General features: G+C 43.4%; 15 protein-coding genes and 1 pseudogene. 12 read left to right on the top strand and 4 right to left on the bottom strand.

Annotated features, from left to right (window positions below; all coding sequences use genetic code 11):
- Positions 1-33: 33 nt before the first annotated feature.
- From DW904_RS25760 to DW904_RS25755, 4 genes and pseudogenes are all read right to left on the bottom strand, one after another.
- Complete coding sequence (locus tag DW904_RS25760) at positions 34-132, bottom strand: DUF6783 domain-containing protein (protein ID WP_334285441.1); 99 nt, start codon at positions 130-132, stop codon at positions 34-36.
- Positions 133-265: 133 nt separating this feature from the next.
- Complete coding sequence (locus DW904_RS14685; RefSeq protein ID WP_118581985.1) at positions 266-925, bottom strand: HAD family phosphatase; 660 nt, start codon at positions 923-925, stop codon at positions 266-268.
- Positions 919-1,608 (bottom strand): thiamine phosphate synthase, encoded by a 690-nt coding sequence (gene thiE, locus DW904_RS14680; protein ID WP_118581982.1) that lies wholly within the window; start codon positions 1,606-1,608, stop codon positions 919-921. The genes DW904_RS14685 and thiE overlap by 7 nt, the downstream gene beginning before the upstream one ends.
- A gap of 45 nt (positions 1,609-1,653) precedes the next feature.
- Positions 1,654-1,797: pseudogene (locus DW904_RS25755) on the bottom strand (DUF6783 domain-containing protein); the annotation flags it as partial.
- Here DW904_RS25755 and DW904_RS25750 point away from each other — a divergent pair.
- The 12 genes from DW904_RS25750 (at position 1,735) to DW904_RS14620 (ending at position 13,673) form a co-directional block, all read left to right on the top strand.
- Positions 1,735-1,899 (top strand): DUF6783 domain-containing protein, encoded by a 165-nt coding sequence (locus DW904_RS25750; RefSeq protein WP_319017146.1) that lies wholly within the window; start codon positions 1,735-1,737, stop codon positions 1,897-1,899. The pseudogene DW904_RS25755 and the gene DW904_RS25750 overlap by 63 nt on opposite strands.
- 118 nt (positions 1,900-2,017) lie before the next feature.
- Positions 2,018-2,671, top strand: coding sequence for a hypothetical protein (locus DW904_RS14670; protein WP_118581976.1), 654 nt, complete (start codon positions 2,018-2,020; stop codon positions 2,669-2,671).
- A gap of 209 nt (positions 2,672-2,880) precedes the next feature.
- Positions 2,881-3,414, top strand: coding sequence for a TetR family transcriptional regulator (locus DW904_RS14665; protein WP_202187734.1), 534 nt, complete (start codon positions 2,881-2,883; stop codon positions 3,412-3,414).
- Positions 3,415-3,491: 77 nt separating this feature from the next.
- A complete protein-coding gene (locus DW904_RS14660) occupies positions 3,492-3,782 on the top strand; it encodes an HI0074 family nucleotidyltransferase substrate-binding subunit (RefSeq protein ID WP_118581970.1) in 291 nt (96 codons plus the stop codon).
- 391 nt (positions 3,783-4,173) lie between these two features.
- A complete protein-coding gene (locus DW904_RS14655) occupies positions 4,174-4,614 on the top strand; it encodes a hypothetical protein (protein ID WP_118581967.1) in 441 nt (146 codons plus the stop codon).
- 195 nt (positions 4,615-4,809) lie between these two features.
- Positions 4,810-6,642 (top strand): ATP-dependent zinc metalloprotease FtsH, encoded by a 1,833-nt coding sequence (gene ftsH, locus DW904_RS14650; protein ID WP_118581964.1) that lies wholly within the window; start codon positions 4,810-4,812, stop codon positions 6,640-6,642.
- Positions 6,639-7,181: a DUF308 domain-containing protein gene (locus DW904_RS14645; protein ID WP_118581961.1), complete on the top strand. Its 543-nt coding sequence runs from the start codon at positions 6,639-6,641 to the stop codon at positions 7,179-7,181. Before ftsH ends, DW904_RS14645 begins: the two co-directional genes overlap by 4 nt.
- Positions 7,182-7,280: 99 nt before the next feature.
- The gene (locus tag DW904_RS14640) at positions 7,281-8,267 is read left to right on the top strand and encodes a LacI family DNA-binding transcriptional regulator (protein WP_118581958.1); all 987 of its coding nucleotides are present in this window, start codon (positions 7,281-7,283) and stop codon (positions 8,265-8,267) included.
- Positions 8,268-8,872: 605 nt separating this feature from the next.
- The gene (locus tag DW904_RS14635) at positions 8,873-10,135 is read left to right on the top strand and encodes an ABC transporter substrate-binding protein (protein ID WP_118581955.1); all 1,263 of its coding nucleotides are present in this window, start codon (positions 8,873-8,875) and stop codon (positions 10,133-10,135) included.
- A gap of 205 nt (positions 10,136-10,340) precedes the next feature.
- A complete protein-coding gene (locus DW904_RS14630; protein WP_118581952.1) occupies positions 10,341-11,222 on the top strand; it encodes a sugar ABC transporter permease in 882 nt (293 codons plus the stop codon).
- On the top strand, positions 11,219-12,082 hold the full coding sequence (locus DW904_RS14625) for a carbohydrate ABC transporter permease (RefSeq protein WP_330382723.1): 864 nt from the start codon (positions 11,219-11,221) through the stop codon (positions 12,080-12,082). Before DW904_RS14630 ends, DW904_RS14625 begins: the two co-directional genes overlap by 4 nt.
- Positions 12,083-12,179: 97 nt before the next feature.
- A complete protein-coding gene (locus DW904_RS14620; RefSeq protein WP_118581947.1) occupies positions 12,180-13,673 on the top strand; it encodes a glycoside hydrolase family 32 protein in 1,494 nt (497 codons plus the stop codon).
- Positions 13,674-13,697: the final 24 nt, after the last annotated feature.

The raw sequence follows: 13,697 nt of genomic DNA, 5'->3' as shown, positions 1-13,697 counted from the left end.
CATATTGACTTGTCTGATTTTTCATCTGCTGCGTCAATATAGCAGAAACTTAATTTTCGATGTACTAGAATCTGTTTGAAAAATCATTCCCGCAATCTGTACGCTCCACTTTGCGGTATATTTTGCCCGAATTCAGTTGCCGTAGCTCGCTACGGCTCCTTCCTCCATCTTGCATATGAAGAAATCATCCTGCGTCAATGTAGTAGATACTTGGTTGAATAAAGAATATCGGGAAGCAATTAAGCTTCCCGACAAATAAAAAGTTCTATAGATTTTTTGTAAAATTAATAAACTCTTCCGACTCACCGTAATCATGAATCCGACAGTTTGCCAGACGCTGTATTTCCTCTTGATTTTCTTCATGAGAGTCGTACACAGCAGTGGTATAGAAGCCATCTTTCTTAGCTGTAGTAAGGGCATGAAGAGAATCTTCAAAGACCATGGTATTGGTTCGGTCAGTGCCAAGAAAGTTCAAGGCTTCCCGATAAATGGTTGGTTCGTCCTTTCCGGCACCCACAGAGGAGCAGGTAAAGATTTCGCTGAAATAGTCAAGCACTCTGCAACGTGCCAGGGCAGCTTCCACGAGGGAGCGCTCTGTAGCAGTGGCGATACACATTTTGACTCCGGTCTCATGAAGCTGAGCCAGAAATTCTTTCAGATGAGGCTTCAGCTGAGCTTCATAGCGGTAGAAATCATCTACAATTGCTACAGCACTCTTGATCAATTCATCTCGGGTCTGTTTTACACCATAGTGCTCAATAAAATAGTCAGCTGCCTGGTGGAGACTCATAGTGGCGATTGCTTCATCCAGATCCGGTTCAGGTTCAATTCCCTGGCTTCGCAGGTAATTTTCGCCTACATGATCCCAGGCTGACATAGAATCCAGAATCGTACCATCCAGATCCCAGATGGCACCCCTTAACATGAAATTCCTTTCCTAGAAGATGCATTGTCTTTGGAAATACAAGTAGAATCTTTCATTTTGAGAGTAAGCTCTTTAAGCTCTCTGGTTGCTTTTGTAATATCTTCAGCTGCAAAGATGGCACTTACAACTGCAATTCCGCAGATACCGCTTCCAGCCAGCTCCATTACATTGTCATGTGTAATTCCACCGATAGCAATAACGGGAATATTTACAGCCTCACATATTTGTTTTATAGTTTCATGGCTGATATTGCCGGCATCTTTTTTGGTTCCGGTTTGGAATGCGGCACCTACTCCCAGATAATCTGCGCCATTTTTTTCAGCAAGAACAGCCTCTTCAACTGTATGCGCAGAAACGCCGATGATTTTGTCAGAACCGAGGATGGCTCTGGCATTACCAGCAGCCATATCCTCCTGCCCTACATGAACGCCATCGGCATTGATTTCTTTTGCAATTTCTACATTGTCATTGATTACGAATGGTACATGATAGCGCGCACATAACTCTTTGATTTCCGCAGCTTCTTTGCGAAAACTATCTGTATCCAGAGTTTTTTCGCGTAGCTGAATGAAGGTAGCCCCACCTTTTAAGGCTTCTTCGACCTGGTCATATAAAGTTCTGCCATTTAACCAGCTGCGGTCAGTAACGGCATAAAGTAAAAGCTCTTTTTTATTGCAGTTCATTGGTAAAACCTGCCTTTCACATGTAACTTGTGCGTCAAACACACTCTAATACATTATATAAAGCTGAATCTGGAAAGTAAAGGTAATTATTAAGCTAGAGCCTGTTTGAAAAATCATTCCCGCAATCTGCACGCCCCACTTTGCGGGAGATTTTGCCCGAATTCGGTTGCCGTAGCCCGCTACGGCGCCCTCATCCGGACAAAATCTCCCACAAACTGTGACGCACATCTTGCAGAAAGCCTTTTTCAAACACGCTCTAGAGCGTGTTTCTGCGAAGATCGAGAATCGTAACCCATAATGTTTGTTACATGAACAGGAACCTGTACATTGAAAAACGAAAAGTGATATGTTAGACTAATATTAAAATTGTGTTTTTGTCGGTTCGCAAAAAAGAGAGGCAGGTTTGATTATGGATCAATTTGAGCAGATGAAGGTGACACGGCAGGCGATGAATGGCAAGATGTGTCTGATGTTTGGTGGTATTTTCCTGATGTTTTCAGCCATTACCTCCACGATCATGTATGGAATCAATTTCTTTATGACAGCTCTGGAAGCAGATAAAGGAACTGCAGAGTATGTAGAACTTCTTGAGAATGCCGGAGTGGGAAGTGGACTTCTGAAAGGGATTGGTATTTGTTTTATTGCAGTAGGAATCTGGGAAGCTGTAGTTGGATTTCTATCTGTAAGAAATTCCAACAGAGTAGATAAGAGCAGATTTTCTGTGAAACTGGCCATATCGCTTCTTATAACAGAGATTGTCATGCAGGTAATTCTGTTTTTTACCGGATTGATGAATCTGGGGCTTCTTTTTACAGCTATTGTGCTTCCGCTGTTTTTACTTTGGGGTGCCACCCGTTTAGGCAAAGTTGCCAAGGCTGATCCGGAACGCAAATTTGCAGTAGACCCAGCCAGGAAGAAATCCTCTCAGCAATCTCAACCGGCCGCCCCGAAGAAGAGCATTCGTGAGAGAGCCGCTATGCAGGTGCGAGAAGATGCAGTGGTACCAGAGAAACAAGATACTGTAGATGAGGAAAATATTGCAGATTCAGAAGAGTCAAATTAGAAACTCAAAGTATGAATATAAGCATTATTGGAAAATGCAGTGGGTATAAGCGTCATAGGAAAATTGTTAAAGATATATAACCTGTGAAATTGTATGAGCTGTAGTTAGTCGTTGTTGCCGATAATATGATTTGCATGTAGCTATTAAGGTATAAGAATTAGAGACTGTTTATGATTCAACACCGGATAAAGGAAAGAGAACCACAGTATATGGACATGAAAGAAATCATCACAGAAGCAGCCCGTAAGCTGGTTCTGGAGAAAAAAGTAAAGAAGCTTACAGTAAAGGATATTGTGGAAGAGTGCCAGATCACCAGGCAGGCATTTTACTACCATTTCGAAGGAATACCGGATATGATTCAGTGGAGCATAAAGCGGGGAACCAGGCGGCTGCTGGAGGCGTGCAAAGAGCAGGGTGGCGCAGAAGCAGCGCTGAAGTATCTGTTTGTTTTTGCCATCAATGCTATACCCGAAGTGCGAAAAGGAATAGAAAGTAATTATGGAAAAGAACTGGAACAAACCCTTATGCAAGGAACCTGCGAGTTGTTTGAGAGCATTGTGGAGGAAGAAAATTTGTACCGGAACTACAGCCGCCAGGAACTGAAGTTGATCCTCCGTTACCATAGCCATGCTATCTTTGGTATTTTCCAGGACTGGACACCGGAGGATACGAAGAATCTGGATATGATCGTACACGAAGTCTATTTGATTATGATGGGAAAGAATGCTCCAGAAGAACTATAAAATATCGTTTGACTGTATTTACAGGAAATGGAGGCGGCAAAGTATGGGCTATGATCTTCCAGAAAGGGTTGTAATCTATGAAAAAACTTGATAATTTTTCTAACTGTCTTTCTGTGCTGAAAAATGCTGATTTTAAACTTGCTGAGAATAATGAAATATACAGAACAGGTGTAATTGGACAATTTAATCTTACTTTTGAACTTGCATGGAAAGCATTACAGGAAGTATTGAAGCTTCATGGCGCAGCTGGCGCGGAGACGGGTTCTCCCAGAGAAATCTTACAGCTGGGATACAGATTGGGATTTGTAAATGACTCTGCTGTATGGCTGCTTATGCTGAAAAAAAGAAATACATCTGTTTATATATAACGAAGATGCGATTGATGAAATGCTCCTGTTTATTCGTGACAGTTTTATTCCTGCGTTTATTGACCTTGAAGCAGTTTTGAAAGTGAAATTGACGGAGGCGGAGACTGACTGGGAATAGAATCCAGAGGCCGGATGCAAATACATGGAGGGAACTAAATAAGAGATCAAACGGGCAAGGTGTATCTTTACACTTTGCCCGTTTTGTCTATACACGGTGAAATTTTTGGCTATCGACACTTTCTTCTGCTTGTACTAGAATAAAATCATCAGGATTACGGAGTGCGATTGTGACGCACGTTTTGCAGAAAGCCTTTTTCAAACATGCGCTAGAGCCTGTTTGAGAAAGAACGGAAATGATAACGTAATCCGCAAGGAGAGGAGGGAACCATATATGGCACATGAAATTTTATCCGTAAAAATGTACGAGCTGGATAAAAAACTGGAACAGACCCACAGTCGGATTCAGCTGGCGGAGAGTATGGATACGGAAAGACTCCACCAACAGATCCAGAATCTTCGACAGGAATGTCAGGAAAGCCGTATCACTTTGGAAAACAGACTTCGCCATTCCAAGACAGACTGTGTAATGAAGCTGGCAGGCGTCTACGACCAGGTGGAGGCAGCAGTTGGAAAAGTGCTGGAGGCAGAAAACATAAATTTGAAAAATAAGGAGCCAATATTTGGAAATGTGCTCTCGGGAACGGAGGAGAAAATCCTCACCGCAGAATACGCCCTTGATTTTGCAATGCAGGCAGTAAACCGGGCACTTCTGGTATCGCTGGAGGCTATTGAAGCCCAGCGCCTGGAAGAGAAGAAAGAGGCAGAAGAGTAGACACTACTAGTACATCGAATATTAAGTAACTGCCATATTGACTTGTCTGATTTTTCATCTGCTGCGTTGTCGTCGGTCGCCGTAGCCACCGCTACGCCTCCTTCCTCCGCCTTGCATATGAAGAAATCATCCTGCGCCAATATAGCAGAAACTTAATTTTCAATGTACTAGTTTACATAAGAAAGGACTACAACCATGAAAGAAGTAAAAACCCCAAAAAAGCCGTTGATCTACTATTACGGCATTGTGCTTCTGGTGCTGATCGTCTTTAATCTGGTGGTTTCCCCAATCTTGATGGAGCATCAGGTAGAAGAAACCGATTACGGTACCTTCATGAGCATGATCAATGACAAAAACATCGGTAAAGTAGAAGTGGAAGATAACCAGATCGTCTTTACCGACAAGAACAATGAAAAAATTTACCAAACCGGTCTTATGAATGACCCGGATCTCACTGATCGCCTGTATGAGTGCGGTGCCACCTTTACTAAGGACATCGACCAGCAGACCTCCCCGATTCTCAGCTTCCTGGTAACCGGACTACTGCCGCTGATCATTTTCATAGTTCTTGGAAATTATATGGCGAAGAAGCTGATGGAACAGGCTGGAGGCAAAAACTCCATGGCATTTGGCATGGGAAAAAGCAATGCCAAGGTTTACGTTCAGTCCAGTGAAGGAATCCGTTTCTCAGATGTAGCCGGAGAGGATGAAGCCAAGGAAAACCTTGCAGAGATTGTAGATTACCTTCATAACCCAAAGAAATACACAGACGTGGGAGCCTCCATGCCGAAAGGCGTTCTCCTTGTAGGCCCTCCAGGTACCGGTAAAACAATGCTTGCCAAAGCCGTTGCCGGAGAAGCGAATGTCCCATTCTTTTCCATGTCCGGCTCTGAATTCGTAGAAATGTTTGTAGGTATGGGTGCCTCCAAAGTTCGTGATCTTTTTAAGCAGGCGAAAGAGAAAGCCCCATGTATCGTATTCATTGATGAGATCGATGCCATCGGTAAAAAACGTGATGGCCAGGTTGGTGGCAACGATGAGCGTGAGCAGACACTGAACCAGCTGCTTACAGAGATGGATGGTTTCGAAGGCAACAATGGGGTTATCATTCTGGCAGCTACCAACCGCCCGGAATCCCTTGACCCGGCACTTACCCGTCCAGGACGTTTCGACCGCCGCGTACCAGTTGAGCTTCCCGATCTTGCAGGTCGTGAAGCAATTCTGAAGGTTCATGCAAGAAAAATCAAAGCATCCGATGACGTGGATTTCCACACTATCGCACGTATGGCATCTGGTGCATCCGGAGCCGAGCTGGCAAATATTGTAAACGAAGCAGCACTTCGTGCAGTCCGTGACGGACGTACAATCGTTACAGAAGCAGACCTGGAAGAGAGCATTGAAGTGGTAATTGCTGGCTACCAGAAGAAAAACGCAGTTCTCTCTGACCAGGAGAAAAAAGTGGTTTCCTATCACGAAATCGGACATGCCCTGGTGGCAGCCCTTCAGAACCATTCCGCTCCTGTTCAGAAGATTACTATTATTCCGCGTACTTCCGGTGCACTCGGCTATACCATGCAGGTAGAAACTGGTGACAAGTATCTGATGACAAAGAAAGAACTGGAAAATAAGATTGCAACCTTCACCGGCGGACGTGCTGCAGAAGAAATCGTGTTTGGCGAGATCACCACAGGCGCTTCCAACGATATCGAGCAGGCAACCAAGATTGCCAGAGCTATGATCACTCGCTACGGAATGACCGACGAGTTCGACATGGTGGCTATGGAAACCGTTACCAACCAGTACCTTGGCGGCGATGCATCCCTTTCCTGCTCCGCAGATACCCAGAAGGAAATCGATGAGAAGGTTGTAGAATTAGTAAAACGAGAACATGAAAAAGCCAAAAAGATCCTGACAGACAACCGTAAAAAACTGGATGAACTGGCTATGTTCCTTTATGAAAAAGAAACGATAACTGGCGAAGAGTTTATGAAAATTTTAAATAACAAAGAGGAGAGTGAGGAAAAATGAGAAGACGTTCATGTTATGGCTGGCTGGAACTCATTGAGGGAATCCTGCTGATCCTTCTTGGGATTTATACGTTGTGTAATCCGGGCGGCATGCTCCGCGGAATTACCTTTGCGTATGGTTTTCTTGCTGTCATCACCGGAATTTCAGATATTGTATTTTATGCAAAAACAGAGCGCTATATCGGCTTCGGACCTACCATTGCTCTGGTGACTGGAATTTTAAGTCTCCTTGCCGGACTAATGCTCCTGATGTACCCAAATGCCGGAGAGCTGATTATGACCCTGCTTCTCCCAATCTGGTTCATCGCTCATTCTGTTTCCAGATTGACCCACATCCCTCTGGTCCGTCTAGCAGGAAAATTTTACTATTACTTTACCTTGATTGTAAATATTCTTGGAATCATCCTTGGCTGTCTGATGATCATCTGGCCGTGGGTAGCGTTGTTTTCAACGGGCTTTATTATTGGCGGTTATCTGATCCTTCTTGGAATCGATTGCGTGGTGATGGCCTGCAGTGACATGGATGCCGGGTGGATGTAGAAACAGGATGTATTTACCGGTTGACACAAGAAACTACGAGGTGATAAAATCAAGATGAAATAAAAAAACTGCAGCTCGCAATAAAGGAGATTTACATATATGGCAACACTTAAGGATGTGGCGAAGGCCTCAGGCCTAACGGTAGGAACAGTTTCCAGAGTCCTGAATAACAGAGGATATATCAGTGATAAGACCCGTGAGAAAGTATATCAGGTGATGAAAGAGCTGAATTATCAGCCTAATGAGACAGCTCGCGCACTGTCAAAGCAGAAGAGTAATACGATAGGAGTTATTTTGCCGAATATTGAACATCCTTATTTTGCCAAGGTACTAAGCCGTTTGGAGCGAGAGGCTGCGAAGCAGGGATATCGTATCATGCTTTTTGTTTCCAGGTATAAAGAAGAACGTGAGGAACAGTGTATTGAGATGTGCAAGAGCGAAAGAGTGACCGGCGTTGTTCTTTGCAGTGGAAGTTTTGAAACTGAGAAATTTGAAGATCTTGATTTCCCGTTGATCACATTGGAACGTTCTATGGATGAAGGGACATCCGGGATTGAATGTGATAACTATCAGGGCGGTGTGCTGGCAACGGAGCTTCTGATTGAGAAAGGCTGCAGGAAGCTGATGTTTATCGGCGGAGTAAGTGCAGGGGTTGACATTCATATGCCAGGAGATCTCCGCGAGGTTGCATTTCGTGATATCTGTAAGAATCGAAATGAAGAAAATGTGGTTATGGTAACGGATAACCGTCTTTTTGATTCTCTGGAATATTATGAATATGTAAGACAGGCACTGGTGGATAATCCTGATGTGGACGGTGTATTTGCCAGTTCAGATGTTATTGGTGCCTATGTACTGCAGGCATGCGCAGATCTGGGAATCAAGGTTCCGGAGCAACTGAAGATCGTAGGTTTTGATGATGTGAATATTGCCCAGTTTACAAGTCCGGGACTTACGACAATTCATCAGCCTGTGGAACAGATGGCAGAATTGGCAGTAGCAGCTATTGCGCAGATTGATGAGGGGAAAGTTGTACCTACTAAGACAGTATTTCCGGTTACACTGGTTGAGCGAGGGACGACTTGAACGCAGATAAGCATTTCCCCGCTTCAAGTGCGCGGAGCACTAAGCGGCGAGTGAGGGGGGATGCTTCTGTCAGTGGGAGCCTTCAGCTCCCACTGACAGATCGCGAAGCGACTGCGTTCATGAGCAAGCAGCGAAGCGGATTGCGAATGTCCGCTTTACTGAATTGTTAATATTTTTTTATCTTCGAAAAATTTTCTAGTCAGTTGTCATATTGTGTATTCTGGGGTGTTTTTGAAACATTTCAGAATACAATATGACAGCTGATTTTTTGTATAGCAGGAAATTACTCTGTAATATTTCTGCTATACAAAAAAACGCTTCGCGCGGAATTGATCAGATGCATAAGGAATATGACATGCGGTTGTGATAAAAAATGAAGCAATTTTCGTAAAAAAACAAGAAAAATAAAATAAATGAACTACAGACACGAAAAAAGCATGTAAAAGTGCACAAAACATAAAGAGCTAAATAGTATAAATGTAACAAAGTGATGTGAAATGGACAAAAATATATGACAACCGCTTGACATATTTGAGACGCAATGCTATCATACAATCATCAAGAAAACGTCTCAACAAGAACGTAAAAAACAGGAGGAAGCAAAAATGAAAAAACGTATTTCAATGGCAATTGCAGTTGCAACTGCAGCAGCAACAATGGCAAGTGTATCTGTACCGGTTATGGCAGACGATGTGAACATCACAATTTTTAACTCCAAGATGGAGGTTCAGAGCCAGTTCGAAGAATTAGCTGCTCAGTATGCAGAAGAGACCGGCGTTGGCGTAGAGGTTTATTACAATAGTGATACAGTATCTGCTCATCTGGCTACCAGATATTCTGCGAATGATCCATATACAATCTCTATGGTAGACCCGAAAGATATCTATTCACTTGCAGCAGACCATGCAATTGATTTAAGCGATCAGAGCTGGGTTAATGAGACTGATTACGCAATCGGAGTTGACGGACAGATCAATGGTTTCCCGACCTGCCTTGAAGCACGCGGTGTTATTTACAATGCAGATGCAATCGAAGCAATCACAGGCGAGACATTCAATCCGGATGATTACAAGACACTTGATTCTTTTAAAGAGCTTCTTGAGAAACTGAAAGAAGGCGGAATGGAAACACCTACCGGTATCATGAAAGAGGACTGGTCCCTTGCAGCTCACTTCCTTGCTGAGGTTTACGAGCAGCAGCCAGATGTAGAAGCATTTGTTTCCTCTCTTTATGAAGGAACAGCAGACCTTGCAAACAATGAGAAATTCAATTCTCTTATGGACTTCTTCGATGTAATGATGGAGAATAACTACGCAAAAGATTCTGCAATCGCTGCAGAGCGTGAGACAACCGAGATGATGCTTGCTGAAGGACAGATCGCATTCATGTTCGGAGGAAACTGGGACTGGTCCGTAATCAATGCATATGATTATACAGAGAATATGGGAATGATGCCAGTACCGCAGAACACAGATGACGGATCCAATGAGAAGCTTGTTGGTGGAGGTTCCAAATTCATGATGATCGATTCCTCTGATGCAACAAGTGATGAGCAGCGTCAGGCAGCTAAGGACTTCCTTACATGGCTTGCTGATTCCGATGAAGGACAGAGCTTCATTGCTGAGACATGTGCACTTGTACCTGCATTCTCTAACAATGAAAAAGAAGTATCCGATCCACTTGGAAAATCTGTTAAGAAATATGCAGATGAAGGCTCTCTGATTGATAACTACAATTACCTTCCGGATGATCATCTTTCCATTTGTGGTGCAACCTTCCAGAAATATCTCGCAGGACAGATTGACAGAGCTGAGTTTGCAGCAGAGATTGAAGACTACTGGAAGAACACAACTCCTGTAGAGCACTAAGAATTATCCTTTGGTAACAACTTATTAATTTAACAAACATACTGTAGTTTTATAGAAATTTGCCACCCCTCAAGAGGCTGCACGCCTGTGCCATGCGGCGTGCGGCCTCTTTCCCTCACAAAAAGAAAAGTACTGGATTATAGATTTTCGGAGGCAGCGGGAAAAGGGTGGAGACAAAAAAGAAAAGGGAAAGGGGATCGTGATTATGGAACAAAACACCATGAAATATAAAGTAAAACAGTACTTGATGTTCGCTGGCGTTTCCACTGTCCTGTTTAGTGCAGTTGTAATCCTTCCATTTATCTACGGATTATATCTTACATTTACAAGCTGGGACGGTGTTTCAAAAGACAAACCATTTGTTGGACTGGCAAACTACATTGCTACATTCCAGGATGCAGCTTACTGGCAGGCACTTGGACGTACCTTGATTTATTCTGTTATCGCTGTAATTTTGGTAAACGTGGTAGCATTTTTCCTTGCATACCTTCTTACCAGCGGAATTAAAGGTCAGAACTTCTTCCGTGCAGGCTTCTTTGTTCCGAACCTGATCGGTGGTATCGTACTTGGTTATGTATGGAAATTCGTATTTAACCGTGCATTTGTATCACTTGGAAAATCTCTTTCTGTAGGTGCTCTTTCCACCTCCTGGCTGGCAACCACCAACGGTGCAATGGCATGTCTGATCATCGTATCTGTGTGGCAGTACGCAGGATATATGATGCTGATCTATGTAGCCGGATTTATGAGCGTATCCAAGAGCCTTATGGAAGCAGCCCAGATCGACGGCTGCACCAAGACACAGGCAACCATTAACGTAACGATCCCACTTATGAGATCTTCTTTTGTACAGTGTCTTTTCTTAACGATCACAAGATGCTTTATGGTATATGATGTAAACCTTTCCCTGACAAAAGGTGAGCCATTTAACTCTTCTGTAATGGCAGCTATGCACGTATACAATCAGGCATTTACTTACAAAAATTACGGTACCGGCCAGGCAGAGGCATTAATTCTGTTTGTTGTCTGCGCAATCGTAGGAGTTACTCAGGTTTACATTGGTAAGAAAGGGGAGGTGGCAGCATGATGGATGAAAACAAAAAAGCAGCTCAGAAGAAAAAAGTCAGCCATTTTATTACAATAGCAGTGCTGGTTATCCTGTTTCTGGCATTTATCTTCCCGTTTATCATGGTAATTTTCAATGCGTTTAAGACAAAAGGTGATATCACGGCAGATCCGCTGGCACTGGTTGGCTCTCACGGCTTTATTCTGACTAACTTTACAGATGCCATGAAAAAGATGAACTTTGCAACATCTTTTACAAACTCTCTTTTGATTACTACAGTTTCTACGATCCTTACAATTATGCTTTCTGCAATGACAGCGTTTGTAATTGTTCGTAATAAATGGAAAGCATGCGGTATTCTGTTTTCCCTGATGATTGCATCTATGGTTATTCCGTTCCAGGTACTTATGATCCCGCTGGTTTCTCTTTACGGTGGTATCTTTGGAGTACTGAACAGCCGTATTACTCTGATCCTTATGCATGTGGGATTTTCCCTTTCCATGGCAACATTCATGTTCCACGGTGCAATTCACACCAGCGTTCCGATGGAGCTGGAAGAAGCAGCATTTATTGATGGATGTACCAGATGGCAGACATACTGGAAAATTGTATTTCCGCTTCTGAAACCAACCATCGCAACAGTTGCGATTATTGATGCAATGGCATTCTGGAATGATTACCTTCTTCCAAGCCTTGTTCTCGGACGTAAAGAACTGTATACTCTTCCGATTGCAACACAGGCATTCTATGGTACTTATTCAACAGACCTCGGACTGGTAATGGCCGCCCTCCTTCTGGCTATGCTTCCGATCCTGGTTCTGTATCTGTTCCTGCAGCGTTACATCGTTGAGGGTGTTACCTCCGGAGCAGTAAAAGGTTAAAACCAAAATGGGGTCCAATGATAGTAATATTTTTGGACCCCATAATTACTATCTTGAAATGTGTTTTGATTAATAAATAACAACAGGAGATATGATTATGATAAGTCAGACTTTAAGAGATGCCAGAAGATACGAAGATGCAATGGCTCAGAATATTACACCTTTGGAGAGACCGGAATTTCATTTATCTCCAAAAGTTGGATGGATGAATGACCCCAATGGTTTTTCTTATTACAAAGACAAATTTCATTTATTTTACCAGTATTATCCATATGATTCCCAGTGGGGACCAATGCACTGGGGACATGCGGTAAGTGATGACCTTCTTCACTGGGAATACCTTCCGGCAGCCATTGCCCCGGACATGCCATATGATTATGTGGGATGTTTTTCAGGAAGTGCCATTACGCTTCCAGATGGAAAACAGCTTTTTATGTACACCAGTGTGCGAAAAGAAGCACAGCCGGATGGAGGTGTCCGCGATATACAGACACAAAGCCTTGCAGTCGGTGATGGGATGGATTATGAAAAGGATGTACGAAATCCGATTCTTACAGCAGAAGACATGCCGGAAAACAGCAGCCCCTTTGATTTCCGTGATCCGAAAATGTGGAAATGCGAGGATGGCACTTACCGCTGCGTGATCGTAAATGACAGGGCGGACGGAACAGGCGGCCGTATTCTTCTGTATAGAAGTGAAGATGGGTTTAACTGGGAGTTTGAATCCGTAATGCTTTCTAATGATGGCAGATTCGGAAAAATGTGGGAGTGCCCGGATTTCTTTACCCTGGATGGAAAAGATGTAGTACTTGTAAGCCCTCAGGATATGCTTCCAAAAGGCTTTGAGTACCACAATGGTGATGGAACTCTTTGCCTGATTGGTAAATTTGATGAGGAGACCAAAACCTTTATTCCGGAAAAAGACCAGGCAGTGGACTATGGTATCGACTATTATGCAATGCAGACAGTGGAAGCACCAGACGGAAGAAGAATTATGATCGGCTGGATGCAGAACTGGGATACATGTGCGAATAACAGAATTCCGAAGGGAAAATGGTTTGGACAGATGAGCCTTCCAAGAGAGCTTTCCATTAAAGACGGCCGCCTGATCCAGAAACCGGTTCGGGAAATTGAGAAGCTTCGCACAAATAAGACAGAATATAAGAATGTTGCTTTTGAGGATGTAATTCGTCTGGATGGCATAGAGGGAAGATGCGTGGATATGGAAATCACTCTTCGCCCGGCAGATGCGCAGAATATTTATAAGAAATTTGCAGTGCGTTTTGCCCAGAATGATACGTACCATACAGCAGTAAGCTTCCGCCCTTATGAATCCGTATTGAAAATTGACCGTAAGTTCTCCGGTTCCAGACGCGCAATTATCCATCAGAGAAGAAGCCTTGTGAATAGTGAAAATGGAGAAATTAAGCTTCGGCTGATCCTGGATCGCTTTAGTGCTGAGATTTTTGTAAATGATGGAGAACATGTGATGACTGCAACGATTTATACAGATCTGGAGGCAGATGGAATTTCCTTCTTTGCAGATGGCAAAGTGGAGATGGATGTTACAAAGTACGAGCTGAAGTTTTGAGAATTGCCAGTAGATACGAGGAGG

This window comes from Ruminococcus sp. AM42-11, assembly GCF_003480145.1.
Taxonomy (GTDB): Bacteria; Bacillota; Clostridia; order Lachnospirales; family Lachnospiraceae; genus Blautia_A; species Blautia_A faecis.
Note: the sequence above shows the minus strand (reverse complement) of the source record. Positions and strands in the feature narration are given on the sequence as shown.

What these genes read in the sequence shown, in the direction of transcription:
- DW904_RS14685 (WP_118581985.1), bottom strand. Translation starts at nt 925, where the DNA reads ATGTTAAGGGGTGCCATCTGGGATCTGGATGGTACGATTCTGGATTCT.
- thiE (WP_118581982.1), bottom strand. Translation starts at nt 1,608, where the DNA reads ATGAACTGCAATAAAAAAGAGCTTTTACTTTATGCCGTTACTGACCGC.
- DW904_RS14670 (WP_118581976.1), top strand. Translation starts at nt 2,018, where the DNA reads ATGGATCAATTTGAGCAGATGAAGGTGACACGGCAGGCGATGAATGGC.
- DW904_RS14665 (WP_202187734.1), top strand. Translation starts at nt 2,881, where the DNA reads ATGGACATGAAAGAAATCATCACAGAAGCAGCCCGTAAGCTGGTTCTG.
- DW904_RS14660 (WP_118581970.1), top strand. Translation starts at nt 3,492, where the DNA reads ATGAAAAAACTTGATAATTTTTCTAACTGTCTTTCTGTGCTGAAAAAT.
- DW904_RS14655 (WP_118581967.1), top strand. Translation starts at nt 4,174, where the DNA reads ATGGCACATGAAATTTTATCCGTAAAAATGTACGAGCTGGATAAAAAA.
- ftsH (WP_118581964.1), top strand. Translation starts at nt 4,810, where the DNA reads ATGAAAGAAGTAAAAACCCCAAAAAAGCCGTTGATCTACTATTACGGC.
- DW904_RS14645 (WP_118581961.1), top strand. Translation starts at nt 6,639, where the DNA reads ATGAGAAGACGTTCATGTTATGGCTGGCTGGAACTCATTGAGGGAATC.
- DW904_RS14640 (WP_118581958.1), top strand. Translation starts at nt 7,281, where the DNA reads ATGGCAACACTTAAGGATGTGGCGAAGGCCTCAGGCCTAACGGTAGGA.
- DW904_RS14635 (WP_118581955.1), top strand. Translation starts at nt 8,873, where the DNA reads ATGAAAAAACGTATTTCAATGGCAATTGCAGTTGCAACTGCAGCAGCA.
- DW904_RS14630 (WP_118581952.1), top strand. Translation starts at nt 10,341, where the DNA reads ATGGAACAAAACACCATGAAATATAAAGTAAAACAGTACTTGATGTTC.
- DW904_RS14625 (WP_330382723.1), top strand. Translation starts at nt 11,219, where the DNA reads ATGATGGATGAAAACAAAAAAGCAGCTCAGAAGAAAAAAGTCAGCCAT.
- DW904_RS14620 (WP_118581947.1), top strand. Translation starts at nt 12,180, where the DNA reads ATGATAAGTCAGACTTTAAGAGATGCCAGAAGATACGAAGATGCAATG.